General features: G+C 66.2%; 14 protein-coding genes. 8 read left to right on the forward strand and 6 right to left on the reverse strand.

Features of this window, described 5'->3' with window-relative positions; all coding sequences use genetic code 11:
• Positions 1–46: 46 nt before the first annotated feature.
• The 4 genes from QFZ46_RS06800 to QFZ46_RS06815 form a co-directional block, all read right to left on the reverse strand.
• Positions 47–2698 (reverse strand): golvesin C-terminal-like domain-containing protein, encoded by a 2652-nt coding sequence (locus QFZ46_RS06800; protein ID WP_307359716.1) that lies wholly within the window; start codon positions 2696–2698, stop codon positions 47–49.
• A 91-nt stretch (positions 2699–2789) separates the two neighbouring features.
• Entirely contained in the window at positions 2790–4103 is a 1314-nt protein-coding gene (locus tag QFZ46_RS06805; RefSeq protein ID WP_307359720.1) for an ABC transporter substrate-binding protein, read from the reverse strand.
• A gap of 54 nt (positions 4104–4157) precedes the next feature.
• On the reverse strand, positions 4158–5015 hold the full coding sequence (locus tag QFZ46_RS06810) for a carbohydrate ABC transporter permease (protein WP_307359721.1): 858 nt from the start codon (positions 5013–5015) through the stop codon (positions 4158–4160).
• A complete protein-coding gene (locus QFZ46_RS06815; protein WP_307359722.1) occupies positions 5015–5947 on the reverse strand; it encodes a carbohydrate ABC transporter permease in 933 nt (310 codons plus the stop codon). Before QFZ46_RS06815 ends, QFZ46_RS06810 begins: the two co-directional genes overlap by 1 nt.
• A gap of 232 nt (positions 5948–6179) precedes the next feature.
• On the opposite strand from QFZ46_RS06815, the gene QFZ46_RS06820 reads away from it, so the two are divergent.
• From QFZ46_RS06820 to QFZ46_RS06845, 6 genes are all read left to right on the forward strand, one after another.
• Positions 6180–6983: an IclR family transcriptional regulator gene (locus QFZ46_RS06820; RefSeq protein ID WP_307359724.1), complete on the forward strand. Its 804-nt coding sequence runs from the start codon at positions 6180–6182 to the stop codon at positions 6981–6983.
• A 58-nt stretch (positions 6984–7041) separates the two neighbouring features.
• Positions 7042–8202 (forward strand): mandelate racemase/muconate lactonizing enzyme family protein, encoded by a 1161-nt coding sequence (locus QFZ46_RS06825; protein WP_307359726.1) that lies wholly within the window; start codon positions 7042–7044, stop codon positions 8200–8202.
• Positions 8203–8205: 3 nt separating this feature from the next.
• Positions 8206–9189 carry an acetylxylan esterase gene (locus tag QFZ46_RS06830; protein WP_307359728.1) on the forward strand — a complete coding sequence of 328 codons (984 nt, stop codon included), beginning with the start codon at positions 8206–8208 and terminating at the stop codon, positions 9187–9189.
• Positions 9190–9241: 52 nt separating this feature from the next.
• Positions 9242–10801: a molybdopterin-dependent oxidoreductase gene (locus QFZ46_RS06835; RefSeq protein ID WP_307359729.1), complete on the forward strand. Its 1560-nt coding sequence runs from the start codon at positions 9242–9244 to the stop codon at positions 10799–10801.
• Between the two features lie 151 nt (positions 10802–10952).
• Positions 10953–12146 (forward strand): MalY/PatB family protein, encoded by a 1194-nt coding sequence (locus QFZ46_RS06840; RefSeq protein ID WP_307359730.1) that lies wholly within the window; start codon positions 10953–10955, stop codon positions 12144–12146.
• A 46-nt stretch (positions 12147–12192) separates the two neighbouring features.
• Positions 12193–13278, forward strand: a complete 1086-nt coding sequence (locus QFZ46_RS06845) for a PQQ-dependent sugar dehydrogenase (protein ID WP_307359732.1) — start codon at positions 12193–12195, stop codon at positions 13276–13278.
• A gap of 4 nt (positions 13279–13282) precedes the next feature.
• Here the strand turns inward: QFZ46_RS06845 and QFZ46_RS06850 are convergent, their stop codons facing one another.
• Positions 13283–14299 carry a magnesium and cobalt transport protein CorA gene (locus QFZ46_RS06850; protein ID WP_307359734.1) on the reverse strand — a complete coding sequence of 339 codons (1017 nt, stop codon included), beginning with the start codon at positions 14297–14299 and terminating at the stop codon, positions 13283–13285.
• A gap of 9 nt (positions 14300–14308) precedes the next feature.
• Entirely contained in the window at positions 14309–15847 is a 1539-nt protein-coding gene (locus QFZ46_RS06855; RefSeq protein WP_307359736.1) for an MFS transporter, read from the reverse strand.
• Positions 15848–16073: 226 nt separating this feature from the next.
• Here QFZ46_RS06855 and QFZ46_RS06860 point away from each other — a divergent pair, with 226 nt between their 5' ends.
• Positions 16074–17000 carry an ABC transporter ATP-binding protein gene (locus QFZ46_RS06860; RefSeq protein ID WP_307359738.1) on the forward strand — a complete coding sequence of 309 codons (927 nt, stop codon included), beginning with the start codon at positions 16074–16076 and terminating at the stop codon, positions 16998–17000.
• On the forward strand, positions 16997–17809 hold the full coding sequence (locus QFZ46_RS06865; RefSeq protein WP_307359739.1) for an ABC transporter permease subunit: 813 nt from the start codon (positions 16997–16999) through the stop codon (positions 17807–17809). Before QFZ46_RS06860 ends, QFZ46_RS06865 begins: the two co-directional genes overlap by 4 nt.
• Positions 17810–17825 lie beyond the last annotated feature (16 nt).

The raw sequence follows: 17825 nt of genomic DNA on the forward strand, positions 1-17825 counted from the left end.
CCGACATTTTCCTCCCCGCATCCCCGTCGCCCGGGGTGTTCGGGGCCTACCCGCCCGTGGGTACGAACTTCACCGCGTTCGTGCGCAAGTATCCGGCGGCGCCGTTCGTGAGCGTCACAGCCCCTGACGTTCCGGCATCGAACCGACTCGTGCCGAGCAGCATCCACTGCATTCCGCCGCTCGTCTGGTTGATCTCGGTGACGATCGTGCCGTCGGCGCCGCTCACCGTGTACCGCGCGACCGGTGTGGAGTTCGAATTGTTCGGGACCCAGGCCCAGACCTCATACTCGCCGGCGGCCGGCAGATCGGGCCGCCACTCTACGCTCGCGACGCCGTTCTTGCTCGCCCGCGTCTTCGACGCGAGCCAGCCAGGTACGCTCGAGGGCGCCCAGGTTCCAGCGATCTCGGTGTAGCCCTCGTCTTCCACACCGATGATCGTCATCGGCAGCGGCGTGACTTCGACCGTTGTCGGCTTCGACTCGTTGCCGACGAAGTCGACCGTGGTGATCGTGATCGTGTGGGCGATGCCGTTGTCCAGATCGGGAACCTCGAAACCGAGATCGCGATTGTGGGCGTCGTTCGTGTTACCGAACGGTTCAGGCGTGATGAGCACACCGTCGGCGTAGACGTTGTATCCACCGAGGTCGAGCTCGCTGTTCTGGTCCCAGTAGAGAACCGCCTTGCCGTTGGCCGCCTCGGCCACGACACCGGTCGGCGGCTTCGGCGCTTGGGTGTCCTGCGGCACGACCGCAGGGACCACGGCGGACGCCTCCGATTCGTTGCCGAGCCGATCGACCGCGGTCACCGAGATCGCGTAGGTCTCGCCGCCGAGCAGTTCGTGGAACTGGAACGACGTGCGCTGCACGGGTTGCCAGGTGAGACGCTGTCCGTCGAGGTAGACGTGGTACCCCACGACGTCGGCGTCGTCGACGGCACCCCACTCGGCGGTGAACCAGTTGTCGCCGATCGGCGGCGTGCGCTCGACATCGACTTCAAGACCGGTCGGTGCCGAAGGGGCGCCGGCCTCGGGTGCCGCAGCGACGAACTTCACGGCGTCTGCCCGCATGATCCCGGTCACACCGTAGTCCTTGCCGAACTCCACGTAGGAGTCGGCGGAGTCGCCCTCGCCGAGGGCGAAGTTGCCGAGCCGGACCCATCGCGCCGTCGGCACGCTCGCATCGATCGTGACATCGGTGCGTTCGCCACCGGAGACGACGGTGTAGCGGGCATCCGATGGGTTCTCCCCACGCGGTGCGACCCAGGCGTATACGTCGTAGGTTCCGGCATCCAGCTCCGGCGTCCAGCGTGCGGTCGCGCTCGAGGCGCTCGCATACCTGGTGCTGCTGCCGCGCCAGCCGGTGATCGCCGTCGACCCACCCCACGTACCGGTCTCCGAGTATCCGGCGCCGCCGTCTTCGACGACCACCGCCGGCAGGAACTTCACGGCATCGGCACGCAGCACCCCGCTGCCGGCGGCATCACCGGCCACCGCAACGCCTTGGCCCTGACCTGGCGTGAAGTCATGAACTCCGAGGCTCACCCATTGCTGCCCCGCCCCGCGTTGATCGACCACGACATCGACGCCTCCGCTGTCGTTCGTGACCGTGTATCGTGCCGCCGAGTGCCCGGTCTGCAGGATGTTCGCGTTCCAGACGAAGACCTCGTACGAGCCGGCTTCAGTGAGCGCCGGCGTCCACGAGGCCGTCGCGCCCGCACCGTCAGCACGGCGCACCGACTTGTCCTGAGCACCGAATGCCACCTGACGACCGTCCGTCAGCTCATCGGCCCACTGCCCTGATTCGACGTACCCGGCATCGCCGTTGTCGACGATGAGCTGAGCGGCCGACGCATCCGCTCCGCTCTCGACCGGTGCGAAGTAGCGGAAGTAGTCCCACGTCGTCTCACCGGGCAGGTTCGTCTCATCGACGGGTGCGGTGTAGCCGAGTGTCGTCAACCAGATGTTCTGGATACCGTGCGGTCCGGCCTTCGGCAGCACGTTCATCAGCACGCCGTCCGTGAAGAAGCGCACCTCGGTGGGCGTCCACTCGAAACCGTAGTTGTGGTACTCGAGCGCGGAGTTCGCCTGGGTGATGAGCTTGCCCTGGTTGCCGACGTGCTCGGGCACGAACCAGTGCGAGTGGTACGCGAGCTTGTCCGGCGCATGCGAATCGACCTCGAAGCCGTCAATCTCGTTGATGCGATTGTGCGGCCCGCGATAATCGGGCACATCGGGGATGTACGCCGAGAGCCCGGTGGTCCAGAATGCGGAATGGAAGCCCTGGTCGCCCCAGAGCTTCGCCCGCGTCTCGTAGTAGCCGTAGCCGAACCAGCGATTCGAGACCACCCCACCGCACGTGTAATCCTCGCCGTTGGCCTGCTCGGCCTTGATGGCGATATGCAGCAGGCCGTCGCTGACGCTCACATTGTCCGGCTGATTCGAGCACTCGGCCTTCTCCCCCTCTCGATAGAACCACTCGCTCTCATCGAGTCCGGTGCCATCGTCGTTCACGCCGTCGAACTCGTCGGCCCATGCCAGCTGATAGCCGGGCGGAGCATTCGAAGGCGATGGCTCTTCGACAGCGACGGCAGGGTTGCCGCCGGGGGCGGCGACCAGCAGAGCGCCGGCGACGGCAAAAGCCGCGGACAGCCCGACGAGGCGTCGCGAACGGACGGGGAAACAGGTTCGATCTCGTGCCATGACAATGCTCCTTTGCACTGCTGCGGATACTTTTGAGGCACCCCGATCGCCGCCCGCCCGCGGTTCCCCGCAGACGGTCGGCGTCGAGACGTTATGAGTTCGCGTCGAGCAGGTCCTGCACTTCCTTCTTCAGGGAGTTGAGGCCGGATTGCACGTCACCCTGACCGGCGAGGATGTTCGCGACACCTGCGCCGATCGCGGTGTCGATCTGCGCCGTCACTGCGACGCGGTCCCAGGCTGCACCGCGAGCATGCTCGGACACCTCTGTACGGAACGCGGTCTGGAACTTGTCGGCGGCGAGCGCCGGGATCTGGTCGGCGACCTTCTTGGATGCCGGCGCCACCGCAGATCGTTCGTAGAGGTCCGTCGCGGACTTGACGTCTGTCAAGGCATAGAGGATGAACTCGCGGCTGGTGACCTCGCCCTCCCCTGCAGTCGCGAAGAGCCCGCCACCCCAGGCACGGTTGTACGACTCATTGCCGTTGGCGGTCGGTCGCGCGATCGCGCCGATGTTGTCGATGATGTTCTGCGCAGCGCCGTTCGTCACGACGAACGTGGAGGCGAGCGGGGCGTCGTCGTAGAGCGCCGCCCTTCCGCTCGCGAACAGGATGCGCGCATCGCTGCGCGCGACGTTCGTCTGCGTGAGCCCGGCGTCCTGCAGCGACTTGTACCAGGTGATCGCCTCGACGCTCTCTTCGTCACCGATGGTGCATTCGAAGTCATCGGTGACGACCTCGCTCCCGAAGCCCCACATCCAGTGGGCGGCATCCTTCAGATCGGGGTTCTTCGTCACCGCGGCATACGGGATCAACGACGGGTCCTGCGTCTTGATCTTCTCGAGCGCGGTGGCGAACTCCTCCACGGTCATACCGGACTTGATGCCGACGCTCTTCGCGATCTCCCCGTTGGTGATGATGCCGATGCCGGCTGCGGTCAGCGGAAGCACGAGCAGCTTGCCGTCCATCGTGTAGGCATCGAGCACGCCCTGCGGGATCTCGAGGTCTTCGGCCAGGTCGGTGAGGTCGGCGAGGATGTTCATCGGCGTCAGCACCTGCCATCCGCCAGACTGCCCGACACCCATGAGGTTGCCCGATCGGCCGGTGAGTGCCAGCTGCGTCGCGGCCTGGTCGTACGGGTAGACGACCGGAGCGACGGTCACGTCGTTCGCCTTGGAGAAGTTGTCGAGGATCGCCTGCCACGCGGGCTTCAGAGCTTCTTCGCCCAATGAGTTGCCGTAGAAGTTGATCGTCTTGGCTTCTGTGGCGGCGTTCGCGCCGGCACCGGTGCCTGCTCCCGGCGCGGCGGGAGTTGCGCAGCCGGCGAGCGTGAGGACGCCGAATGCGGCGAGCGCGGTACTCCCGCCGAGGAAGGCGCGGCGGCTGAGTTGCGCGGTCGAGATGTTCATGGAAACTGCTCCTTCGTCGAGATGATCGGGTCGAGGTGGTTCGGTGGAGCTTCGCTATCCCTTGACCGCCCCCGACGCGAGGCCGGAGACGAAGTAGCGCTGGAGGATGATGAAGATGATGACGAGCGGCAACGATGTGACGAGGGATGCCGCCATGAGCGCCGGCCAATCGGCCGTTCCCTCACGGATGAACGCCTGAGTCAGGCCGGCGGGCAGGGTCTGCTTGTCCGGACCGGCGAGTGTGAGCGCGAAGAGCAGATCGCTCCAGCCGCGCATGAATGCGAACATCGCTGCCGTGATGATTCCCGGCACGACGAGCGGGAACACGATCCTGAACATCGTCCCTATGCGGGAGAGCCCGTCGACCTTCGCCGCCTCGAGGATGTCATCGGGAAGAGCATCCATGATGCCCTTCAAGAGGAACACCACCAGGGGCAGCGTGAAGGTCGTGAACGAGATGATCAGAGCCGTGTACGTGTAGAGCAGCCCGGCCGAGCTCAGCATCAGGTACAGCGAGATGAGAAGAAGCGCACCGGGGATGAGCTGCCCGATGAGGAACATGAACATCATCGCGTTGCGCCCGCGGTAGCGGAACTTCGAGAGCGAGTACGCCATGAAGCCGCCGACGATGACCGCCAGGAGCGCCGTCCCGCTCGAGACGATGACACTGTTCACGAGGCTCTTCAGCAGAGCGTCGTTCTGGAAGAACCCGACGAAGTTCTCGAGGGTCGGGTTGACCGGGAACAGCGGCCGATCGAGGGAGAAGACGTCTTCTTTCCTCGTGATCGCCGTCGCGATCAGCCAGTAGATCGGCAGCAGCCCGAAGAGGACCAGCAGCGTCAGGCCGACTCGCCCTGGAATCGACAGGCTTGGACGGGTGATCGCCTCACCGACGTCACGACTACGACTCATCACTTCTCCAGCCGTCGGTTGAGGAACAGATATCCGCTCGAGATGATCGCGAGCAGAACCAGCCAGAGCACTCCCATGGCGGATGCCTTGCCGAGCTCATAGCTGCCGAATGCGAGCTGGTAGAGGCTGAGAGCAAGGGTCGTGGTGGAGTCGCCTGGCCCGCCACCGGTCATCACGAAGATCGTGTCGAAGTTGCCGAAGTTGTAGATGAACTCGAGCACGGCCACGAGGGTGACAGGACCGACGATGTGGGGCAGTGAGATGTAGCGGAATCGCTGTGACCGGGTGGCACCGTCGATCGTCGCGGCCTCGATCTGCTCGCTCGGCAGGGTCTGCAGTACCGCGAGTGCGACGACCATGATCCAGGGGAACGAGTGCCATGTCTTCGCGATCACGACGGCAGCCATGGCTCCGGCAGGATTGCCGAGCATGCTGACCTCCGGCAGCCCGACCATCGAGAGCAGGTGGTTGAGGACGCCATAGCTGTCGTTGAAGATCCATGCCCAGAGGAAGGAGACGACCACACCGGGGAGCAGCCACGGAAGCATGAGCGCTCCACGGAGGATCGTGCGTCCGCGGATGCGCGCGTTCAGAAGGATTGCGAGAGCAACGCCGAGGATCAAGGGGAAGATCGTGGAGAGCGAGGAGAAGACGAGGGTGGTACCCAGACGTTCTGCGAACTCACCGAAGATGGATGTGTAGTTGCCGAATCCGACGAAGGTGCGCTCCGGTCTCAGCAGGGACTGATCGTAGAGGCTCGTACCGATGCTCGAGACGAGCGGGTAGATCGCGATCACGAGGAAGAGGAGGACCGCGGGGAGCGCGATCATGAAACCGAACGTGCGGTCCTTCGCACCGAGGGTCGACCGCCGCCCCGAGCGCGGCTCGACCCGCTCGCTTGTCGCGGGCCGGTCAAGGGTGGCTTGCTGCATTGCGTGTGCTTTCCAGTCAGTGGGCGGCCTGCTTCCAGGCCTTGTGCGTCGTCGTCACAATCGTCGACGTTGACGTGGGGCCAGTAAATCACAATGCGGATCTGAAATCCACAAAATGCATAACTAACCCACATTTGTGTTGCTCGCCGCAACTTCTCTCATTAGGATGACTGGCAGCGGCGACGAGCCGCAGCGTCACAGGGTGCGGTGTCAGCCTGGAGAAGGAGTCACGATGGCATCCGAATCGGTAGGCGGCACCCAGACCGTCGAGAGGGCGATGTCGTTGCTCGCGTGCTTCACCGAAGAGTCAGGTGAACTGCGCGTCTCCGAGCTCTGCACTCTCACCGGGCTCGGCCAGTCCACCGTGTCGCGCATGATGTCGGCGCTGGATCGCATGAAGTTCGTCATCCAGGACGACCGCACCGGCCTCTACCGGCTCGGCCCGGCCGCCGTGTCCCTCGGCACGATCGCTCTGAACGGCTCTCCTATCTTCCGAGCATCACGGCAGATCGCGCAGAACCTCGCGCACCGACTCGACATCGGCGTGAATGTCGCCGAACTCAGTGGGTTCACACTCACCTATCTGTGCAACTTCGAAGGCGCACTCGCTCCGAAGTCGTTCGCGATGGCCGGCCGCACCGGTCCGCTGCACGCCACCGGCCTGGGCAAGGCACTGCTGTCGGGCATGTCGGAGGCCAAGGTGGACGAATACTTCGATCTCGCTCCCCAGCGGTTCACACCGCACACCATCGTCGATCGCGAAGCCATGCAGGTCGCACTGGATGACACCCGTAGCCGTGGTTATGCGACCGAGATCGAAGAGCTCGCGTTCGGCCGCGCGTGCATCGCCGCGCCCATCCGCACCAAGGGCGGCGAGATCGTCGCCGGCCTCTCGGCGAGCGGGCCCCTGTCAGTGCTCGACCTGCAGGCACCGCACCAGGAGCTCGCGCTGCAGATCATCGAAGCGGCAGACGAGATCTCCGTCGCCCTCGGCTACAGCCCCTCCCACTCCGCGACGGCGTTCGCGGCAATCTGACCCCTGTGCTGCGGCATCCGCCGACGGCATCCCGATCCCCCGAGTCACCGGAGACACTGTGAGAATCGCGCGCGTCCAGACATTCCCGCTCTTCCTGTCGAAGGAGGATGCCGACAACTCCTACGCGGGCGAGGCGGCGGTCGAGCACCGCGGTTACATGCTCCGGCCGCCGTGGCGGAGCCTCTACTCCCCCGGCTACGAGACGCTCGTCGTGAAGATCGAGACCGACGACGGCCTGGTCGGGTGGGGCGAGGCCCTCGCCCCCGTCGCTCCTGCCGTCGCCGCGGCGATCGTCGACAACCTCCTCACGCCCCTCATCATCGGCGAAGACCCTCGCTCTGTGCGCACCCTCTGGCATCGGATGTCGGAGTCCATGCGTGAACGCGGGCACCTCACCGGCCACCAGGCCGATGCCATGGCCGCCGTCGACATCGCCCTGTGGGATCTCTGGGGGAAGGCGACCGGGCTCTCGGTGTCCGAGCTCGCGGGCGGACGGTTCGCCGAAGTCCTGCCGACCTATGTGTCGGGAGTGCGGGGTGTCGACGATGCTCAGATCGCAGAGCGCACAGCGGTACTCGTCGAGGCGGGCGTGCGCCGCTTCAAGATGCACCTCGGCACAGACCTCCGCACCGACCTCGCCACCTACGACGCCGTCCGCGATGTGCACCCCGACCTGCAGGTGGGACTCGACGCGCACTGGAGCTATCGTCTCGGCGAGGCGATGGCCCTCGGCCGCGAACTCGACAGACGACACGCCTGGTTCTTCGAAGCACCGCTCGCGCCCGAAGACGTCGAAGGGCACCGCGACCTCGCGGCATCTCTTGACACCCCCATCGCGGTCGGCGAGGCGATGCGCAGCAGGTTCGAGTTCACGGACTGGCTGACCCGCCGAGCGGTCGGCCTCACGCAGCCGGACATCGGACGCACCGGCATCACCGAGGGGCTCGCGATCGCGGCTGTCGCCGATGCCTTCCACACCCAGGTAGCGCCCCACCACTCCGCCGCCTTCGGGATCGCGATGGCTGCCGGCGTGCACGTGGCCGCGAGCTCTGCATCGCTCCTGGCGTTCGAGTACCAGCCGCTCACCCTCCCTGTCGCGAATCGTCTCCTCACGACGCCTCTCGAGGTGCGGCCCAACGGCGACTTCGTGGTGCCGACCGGCCCCGGTCTCGGCGTCGACGTCGACGAGGCCTTCATCCAGCAGTACCTGGTGCACTGACCCGTGCAGCAGCACCCCGAGGAACTGACGGAGTACTCGCTGACGGCGCTCCTGACGCCGCCGGAGCCACCGGCGGAACCCGTCGACTTCGACGAGTTCTGGCAGCAGACCTTCAACGAATTCGGCACGGGCACCGTGGGCTGGGAAGTCGTGCGCGACTTCCCAGCCACCGAAACGCATCAGGTGGCGGAGGTGCGATTCGCTTCTTCTGCTGACGAGCTCGCCACCGCGTATCTGATGATTCCGCACGCTTCGGATGCCGTCCGCCGCGGCCTTGTGGTCGGACATGGATACGGAGGTCGCGCCGGCCCGGATCTCGATCAGGTCCCCGCTGACACCGCCGCGATCTTCCCCTGCGCGCCCGGCACGAACGCGCACACCCCCAGCCGCTTCCCTGCGCTTCCCGACGAACACGTGCTGGCAGGGATCGCGCACCGCGGCACCTACTCGCACCGCTTCGCTGCCGCCGACATCTGGCGCGCCGCGACGGTGCTGCTCGATGCCGTTCCTGCGGTGTCCGGCGCACTCGACCTCAGCGGCAGCAGCTTCGGCGGCGGTATCGGCGCGATGGCGCTCCCCTGGGATTCCCGTTTCCGCCGCGCCGCACTCGATGTGCCGAGCTTCGGCGACCATCGGGTGCGTCTCAGTCGCCGCTGCACCGGCAGCGGCGAGGCGGTGCGCCAGCACGTGCGACGGCACCCCGAGGTGCGCTCCGTCCTGGACTACTTCGATGCTGCGATCGCCGCGCGGCGCATCCGCATCCCTGTACAGGTGAGCCCTGCGATACTCGACCCCGCAGTCGACCCTCGTGGACAGTTCGCGGTCTACCACGCGCTCCGCTGCCCCAAGCGACTCCGGGCGCGGGCGAACGGACACCTCGACGGGCCGATCGCCGACAGGACCGTTCAGCTGATGCTGCAGGACACCGCCGATTTCTTCGCGCTCCCGGAAGGCCGCTTGCAGTCAGTGCTCACCACGTCTGAATGAGCTCAGCGAGTATCGAGGACCGCGCCGCCGGTATCCGACATACGATGACGAAGTGAATGCGAAACTCAGACGGTTGTGGGCGGCCCTCGCGGGGCTGATCAGCGCGGCCGCTGGCTTCGCCCTCGCCGAATTGGGCGCCCTGGTCGTCGCACCTCAGAGCAGCCCGCTCCTCGCGGTCGGCTCTCTGATCATCGACCTCTCGCCCCCGGCGGTGAAGGATGCCGTGATCGCCCTGTTCGGCACGAACGACAAGGTCTTCCTCCTCGTGCTGCTCGGGATCGTCCTCGTGATCGCTGCCGCCGGCGCCGGCATGCTCGAGTTCCGGACTCCGCCCTGGGGCACCGTCGTCCTCCTGCTCCTGGGTGGGGTCGCAACCGTGGCGGTCGTCAGCAGAGCGCAGTCGAGTGCCCTCTGGGCCCTCCCGGCGATCATCGGGACGATCGGCGCCTGCCTCCTGCTCCGGCTCGCCATCCGGCGTCTTCACGACTGGTCGGAGACGGCTGCGACGATGCACGGCGAGTCCTCGGAGCCGGGGGTCGCCCCTACCCGCCGGAGCTTCCTGCTCCTGCTGGGCGGATCGGCAGCCGTCGCTGTCGTCGTGGGCGTCGGAGCGCGTATCGCCAATGCCGCAAGCGTCGCAGTCACCACCGTGCGCGAGGCGATCTCGTTGCCCAAGCCCACGACGACTGCAGCGCCGATTCCGGCGGGTTCCTCGCTCGATATCGAAGGACTGTCGCCCCTCATCACCCCGAACGACGACTTCTATCGGATCGACACCGCACTGCAGGTTCCCGCCATCGACCCGAGCACGTGGCGCCTGCGAGTGACCGGGATGGTCGAGAACGAGCTCGAGATCTCCTTCGACGAACTTCTGGCGCTTCCCCTCACCGAGACGATCATCACGCTCATGTGCGTGTCGAACGAGGTCGGTGGAGATCTCATCGGCAACGCCGTCTGGCTGGGATACCCGATCCGCGAACTGCTGGCCGAGGCGAAGCCGCAGAGCGGTGCCGACATGGTCCTTTCGACGAGCGTTGACGGGTTCACGGCGAGCACTCCGCTCGAGATCCTCGAGGACGAGAACAGGAACAGCATCCTCGCCGTCGGCATGAACGGCGCGCCCCTGCCTGCGGAGCACGGATTCCCGGTGCGGATGGTGGTCCCGGGGTTGTACGGCTACGTCTCGGCGACGAAATGGGTCACCGAACTGAAGGTCACGACCTTCGACGACGATGCCGCGTACTGGACTCATCGCGGGTGGTCCGAGAAGGGGCCCATCAAGATCGGGTCGCGCATCGACGTCCCCTCGAACCGAGCGAGCGTGGAGGCGGGAACCGTCGCAATCGCAGGAGTCGCGTGGGCGCAGCACACGGGCATCCGAGGTGTCGAAGTCAGAGTCGACGGCGGTCCGTGGGAACCTGCACGCCTCGCGGCACCGATCTCCTCGGACACCTGGGTCCAATGGGTGCACGAGTGGGATGCGACTCCCGATGACCACGTGCTCGAGGCTCGCGCGACGGACACGACGGGAGAACGGCAGAGCGGGACGCCCGTCCCCGTCGTGCCCGACGGCGCGGAGGGATGGCATGCCGTCCCTGTGACCGTGCGCTGAGACCGTCTCGGCCTCTCGTCGGCGAAACCTGGATGCTGTCGCGGCAGCGCGAACCCGAACCGCCCCGCGCATCAGATCCTGGTTACGCTGGAATGCGGAGCGGCAGATCCTTCGGTCCGTTCCCCATGCTCCGAACGAGAGGAGGGCGCGGATGTCGCCCCAGAACTTCGACGCACTCACGGCGGACGATCTGCGCGAGGCCGGCAGCATGAAGTGGACGATGTTCCCCGACATGGTCGGCGCGTTCGTCGCAGAGATGGACTTCGGCGTCGCACCGGCGGTGAAGGATGCCGTGAACTCGGCGATGGAGCGCGGCCTCACCGGCTACCTCCCCTCCCATCTCGCCGATGACCTCGCACAGGCGACGTCGACTTGGTACCGCGATTCCTACGGCTGGGGCGTTCCGGCGGCGCGCGTGCATCATGTTCCCGACGTCATCGCGGCGTTCGAGTTCGCGATCGAGCAGTTCACGAGCCCCGGTGCCGCAGTCATCGTTCCGACGCCGGCGTACATGCCGTTCCTGATGGTGCCGCAGATGCACGGGCGCCGGGTCATCGAGGTGCCGAGCATCGAGATCGACGGCCGCTGGCAAGTCGACCACGATGCGGTGACCGCGGCCTTCGCCGATGGAGGCGAACTGTTCGTCCTGTGCAACCCGCACAACCCGCTCGGCACTGTATCGACGCGGGAAGAACTCGAGCGCATCTCCGAGACCGTCGCCGCCGCGAGCGGACGAGTGTTCTCCGACGAGATCCACGCGCCGCTGGTCTACGCCCCCGCCCAGCACATCCCCTACGCCTCGATCTCCGACATCGCCGCAGGTCACACCATCACCGCGGCATCCGCGTCCAAGGCCTGGAACCTCGCAGGGCTCAAGTGCGCGCAGATCATCCTCTCCAACGACGACGACGCCCTGATGTGGGAGAGCGCCGGCGGGTGGGTCGGTCACGGCACCTCCACGCTCGGGGCGGTCGCGAACATCGGCGCCTATGCCGGTGGCGGTGACTGGCTGCGGGAGGTCGTCGACTACCTCGACGGCAACCGTCGCCTGATGGCCGAACTCGTCGCAGAGCACCTTCCCGATGTTCGGATGACGACGCCCGAGGGCACCTACATCGCGATGCTGGACTTCCGCGGCACCGGTCTCACCGGCGACCTCGGCACGTGGTTCCGCGAGAACGCCGGGGTGGCGATGACCGATGGCGCGGCGTGCGGTGTCGCAGCGGTGGGTTTCACGCGCTTCGTCTTCGCGATGCCGCGACCGCTGATCACCGAGGCGATCATGCGGATCGCCTCAGCTCTGACAGAACGCGCAGCGCTGACGTCAGCCGTCTCCTCGCACTGACCGAGACGCTGCGAGAGACACCAGCACAGCGGAAGGGTGGGTATCCATGACGACGCGACGCCTCCTGAGCGCGGCCGCTCTGCTCCTCGCTGCTGCTGCTTTCGCAGCCTGCACCGTCAGCGACGGCCCCGTGGGACCGACCTCATCCGAGACGACGCCCGCGATCCCGGCAGCACCCGAGACACCGACAGCGTCCTTGGCCGTCGGCGGGCTCGAGGCCCCGTGGTCCGTGGCGTTCCATGACACGACCGCGCTGGTGAGCGAGCGGGACTCGGCGCGCATCCTCGAGCTCGACGGCGCTGGAGGCTCGCGGGAGGTCGCAGTGATCCAAGGCGTCGTCCCCGGCGGAGAAGGCGGGCTCCTCGGCATCGCGGTTCACGACGATCAGCTCTATGCGTATTACACGGCCGGCGACGAGAATCGCATCGAGCGCTTCTCGCTCATCGGAGAGCCGGGTTCATTGAGCCTCGGCGCTCCCGAGACGGTGTTCGACGGCATCCCATCGGCGAGCAATCACAACGGCGGCCGCATCGCCTTCGGCCCAGATGACATGCTGTACGCGACGACCGGCGACGCAGGGAACCCGCAGAACGCCCAGAACCTCGAGAGCTCCGCGGGCAAGATCCTCCGCCTCACGCCCGACGGCGGGATCCCGCAGGACAACCCGTTCCCCGGTTCACCCGTGTACAGCTATGGTCACCGCAACCCCCAGGGCATCGCCTGGGATGCGGCCGGCGCCCTCTACGCCAGCGAATTCGGACAGAACACCTGGGACGAGCTCAATGTGATCGAACCGGGCGGCAACTACGGTTGGCCCGAGGTCGAGGGCATCGCCGGGCAGGACGGCTTCATCGATCCGGTGCAGCAGTGGGCACCGCACGATGCCAGCCCCAGCGGCATCGCCGTCGCCGGTGACGTCATCCTCATCGCGAACCTTCGCGGAGAGCGTCTTCGCGAAGTGCCGCTCTCCGATCTGACCGCTTCCACCGAGCACCTGATCGCCGAGTACGGACGCCTCCGCGACGTCGTCGTCGCCCCCGACGGGTCGACCTGGGTCGTGACGAACAACACCGACGGACGCGGCGATCCTGGACCGGACGACGACCGGATCCTCAGGGTCGTCGTCGGCTGATCCTCTACAACCAGCCCTTCTTCTTGAACACGACATAGAGCCCCACTCCCATGGCGAGCATGGCTCCGACGGCCATCGGGTACCCGAATGTCCAGTCGAGTTCGGGCATGACGGTGAAGTTCATCCCGTAGATCGTTCCGATCAGCGTGGGGGCGAACAGGATCGCCGCCCACCCCGAGATCTTCTTCACCTCATCGTTCTGACGGATGCTCAGCTCTGTCATCCGACGCATCTCCTCGTTCTGGCGCCGCGCGACGATGGTCGATTCCACCGTGAGAGCGTTGTCGAGCACCGTCCGGAACGTCGTCGCCCGATCAGCGATGCGCAAGACGTGATCGAGTACATCGCGGAGGTACTGCTGGAGTTCCACTTCGACCTGATACTTCTCGGATCCACGCTGCAGTGCCTCCAGCATCCCCGCGAGCGGCTGCGTCGCACGCTGGAAATCGATCACCTCGCGCGCGAGCTTGTAGATGCGCTCCGTGGCATCTGCATCTTCGACGAACAGTTGACTCTCGATCTCGTCGATGTCGTTCTCGAGCCCGGCGAGGACCGGCGCGTACTCGTCGACGACCTCGTCGAGAATCGCGTACAGCACTGCTTCCGGGCCGCGCGCCAGCAACGGTTGATCGTGCTCGAGCCTGGCCCGCACGCGCGCGAGGTCCGGGGATTCGGCATGGCGGATCGTGACGACGAAGTCGGGACCGGCGACCACGTGCACCTCACCGAACTCGACCTCCTCGACATCGTCGAGATAGCGGGCGGGTCGCAGCACCATGAAGAGCACGTCTCCGTACCGCTCGAGTTTCGGACGCTGGTGACCGGCCAGCGCATCCTCTACGACGAGATCGTGGAGTCCCAATTCGTCCGCAACCTCTCGCACCTCCTGCTCGCTGGGGCGGTACAGGCCGATCCACCCCATTCCGCCACGCTCGCGCATGGTCTCGAAGGTCTCGCTGAGAGTCCGTGGATTCTCCGTGCGGACGCCGCTCACATAGATGCCGTTGTCGATGATGGCCATCGAAGTACCTCAGTCCTGGATCATCGGGAGGGGCATCGTGCTGGTGTCGAGCAGTTCGTTCCCGTCCTGCTCGGCGACGAGTTCCTTGGCCTCGGCCTTCGTCTCCACGCTCGGGAACGAACCCTTCAACGGGCGCTTCGCCGTCTCCTTCATCGACAGCATCGCCACGCCGCCGAGCGCCGCGAAGAACATGATGTAGAACGCGGGCATGTAGGTGTTGCCGGTGAGGTCGATCAGTGCCTGGCTGAACAACGGAGTCGTGCCCCCGAAAAGCGACACCGCGACGTTGTACGCGATCGCCATCGCGCCGAACCTCGATGCTGTGGGGAACAGTGCGGGAAGCGCGGATGCCGAGATCGCGACATAGAACGCGACCGGAATGGCCACCATCACCAAGGCGATGAAGACCGCCCACTCCTGACCGATCTGCATCACCGCGAACGCGGGCACCATCAGCACGATCGTGGAGATCACCGCGATCGCATAGACGGGCCTGCGGCCGATGCGGTCGGACAGCTTTCCGATGAGGGGCAGGCAGGCGCTCATCACCACCAGCACCGGCACGGTGGCGACCGCGGCCATCAGATTGGAGACGCCGACCTCGGTCTCGAGATACGTCGGCATGTAACTGGTCAGCGCATAACCCGCGGTGTTGGTCGCCGAAACCAGGGCGATGCCGATCAGCACCTCGCGCCAGTGGTGGCGGAAGATGCCGATGATGCCCTGGCGCGCGAGCGGGTCGTCCGGATTGCCCTCCCGCTCCTCCTCGGGCTCGGCCTCGAACGCCGGAGTCTCCGGGATCTTCAGACGGAACCAGATCGCCACTACACCGAGTGGGATCGCGATGAGGAACGGGATCCTCCACCCGAACTCCGTCATCGCGTCCGGCCCCGCGCTCGCCTCTGCGATCCAGGTGGTCAGGGCGACGACCGATGCACCTGCGGCGAAGCCGATGTAGGAGCCGACGTCGAGGAACGATGACCAGTAGCCGCGCGAGCGGTCGGGGGAGAACTCGGAGACGTAGGTGGTCGCACCGGCGTACTCGCCTCCGGTGGAGAAGCCCTGCACCATCTTCAGAAGATAGAGCGGCGCGATGGCCCAGAGGCCGATCTGCGCCGAGGTCGGGAGCACGCCGATGAGCGCGGTCGCGATCGCCATCATGGCCATCGTGAAGAACAGCACCTTCTGGCGCCCGATCCTGTCGCCGAGCGGCCCGAGCACCAGCCCACCGAGCGGCCGCACCAGGAACGAGATCGCGAACCCGAACAGGGTCAGCAGCAGGCCCAGCCCGCCGGGTGCATCACCCGTGAAGACGGTCGTCAAGGTGACGGCGAGGTAGCCGTAGACGCCGAAGTCGAACCACTCCATGAAGTTGCCGACCACGGTTCCTGTGATCGCCGTGCGCAACTTCGACTTCTTCACGACGAGCACGTCGTCGACTTCGAGCCTTCTGCGGCGCACGAGCGCTTTCTTGCCGCGCCGCGCACGTCGCTGGGGATCGGATGCTGAAGATCCGCTCGCGTCGGAGGCAGGAGTGGTGTTCGACATGGGTGATCCCTTCGGCCCTTGTCCGGTCGAACAAGACCGTGTGGCCCTGACCGCCGACTTCGATGCTTTCACGATACTCACCGGCCGATTCCTCGACGGCAGCTCGCGCGGCGTTGCCGCCTATCGCGCCCGACAGCGCGGTGGGCCCGCAGTGCCACGGAACCCGGCTGCAGGTCGGTACCTGGGGAGGACGCGCACCCCGACGCCCGTCCGTAGCGTTGAAGACATGATCACAGCAGAAGGCCTCACGAAGAGGTTCGGAGACAAGACCGCAGTGCAGGACATCTCGTTCACCGTGCAGCCGGGTACCGTCACCGGCTTCCTCGGTCCGAACGGCGCCGGCAAATCCACCACGATGCGGATGATCGTGGGCCTCGACAAGCCCACCTCGGGCCGGACGACGGTGAACGGGAAGGAGTACCGACGCCTGCGCGCACCACTCACCGAAGTCGGTGTGCTCCTCGACGCGAAGGCCGTGCACACCGGCCGCACCGCCAGGAATCACTTGCGGGCGATGGCAGCCACACACGGCATCCCCGCCTCGCGGGTCGACGAGGTCATCGATCTCGCCGGGATCGGCTCCGTCTCCCGCAAGCGCGCGGGCAAGTTCTCACTCGGTATGGGTCAGCGTCTCGGCATCGCTTCGGCGCTGCTCGGCGACCCGCACACGCTCATCCTCGACGAGCCGGTCAACGGCCTCGACCCTGAGGGTGTGCGCTGGGTGCGCCAGTTCGTCCGCTTCGCCGCATCCGAAGGCCGCACAGTGCTGCTTTCCAGCCATCTCATGAGCGAGATGGCCCAGACAGCCGACCACGTGATCGTCATGGGTCGGGGTCAGGTGCTGGCGGATGCTCCGCTGGACGAACTCGTCCGGGCGTGGACCACCACCACTGTTCGCGTGCGGAGCCCGCGGGTGGCCGACCTCGCCTCCGCCGTGGCCGGCGCCGACGTCGAGATCGTCAGCACCAGTCCGGAATCGCTCGAGATCGTCGGTCTCCCGGCATCCCGTATCGGCGATATCGCCGCTGACCGCGGCATCCCCCTGCACGAGCTGACACCGACCAACGGGTCGCTCGAGGACGCGTACCTCGCTCTCACCGGCGAATCGGTCGAGTACCGTTCCGCCGAATATCCCGCAAAGGAACTCGCATGACAACCACAGCCGCACCGGCGATGCGCGCACGAACTGCCTCGCCGTACCGCCTCGCCTTCCCGCGCCAACTGCGCAGCGAATGGATCAAGCTCTCGACCCTCCGCTCCACCTGGTGGTCGATCGGCATCACAGCCGTCATCACAGTCGGTGTCGCGTTGCTGATCGCACAGTCGATGGACGTTCCCGGCTTCGAGCCGATCCAGGCCGTCGTATCCCCTGTCCAGTTCACGATGCTGCTCGCCGGCATCCTCGGAGTCATCTCCGTCACCGGGGAGTATTCCACCGGGATGATCCGCTCGACGTTGTCTGCCAACCCGGTGCGCGGCTCAGTGCTCGCGGCGAAGGCGATCGTCGTCGGAGTGTTCCTGTTCGTCGCTTCGGTGGTCATCTCGCTCGCGGCAGCACTCGCGGTGTCGCCGATCTTCGCGTCCAGGGACATGCCGTTCCCCTGGGACACTCCTGCGGACTCGTTCCTTCCGATCCTCGCAGCGGCCGTCGCCATGGCGGTGTTCGCGCTGATCGGCGTCGCCTTCGGCTTCATCCTGCGCTCCGGCGCCGGCGCCATCGCGGCGACCGTCGGGCTGCTGTTCGTGCTTCCGATCGTGATGAACATCTTCGCGATGCCAGGCGACGAGTGGGCGTGGATCATCGACGTCTCCAACCACCTGCCGATGTCCGCGGCGCAGAGTGCGATCCTGCCGCAGGACGGCTGGGGGATCCCCGTAGGTGAGGCCTACCTGACGCTGGGCGCATGGGTCGCTGCCGGCATGGCGTCCGCCTGGGCGGTGCTGCGCACCCGCGACGCGTGACGCGTAGAGTCGAGGC

The organism is Microbacterium murale, assembly GCF_030815955.1.
Taxonomy (GTDB): Bacteria; Actinomycetota; Actinomycetes; order Actinomycetales; family Microbacteriaceae; genus Microbacterium; species Microbacterium murale_A.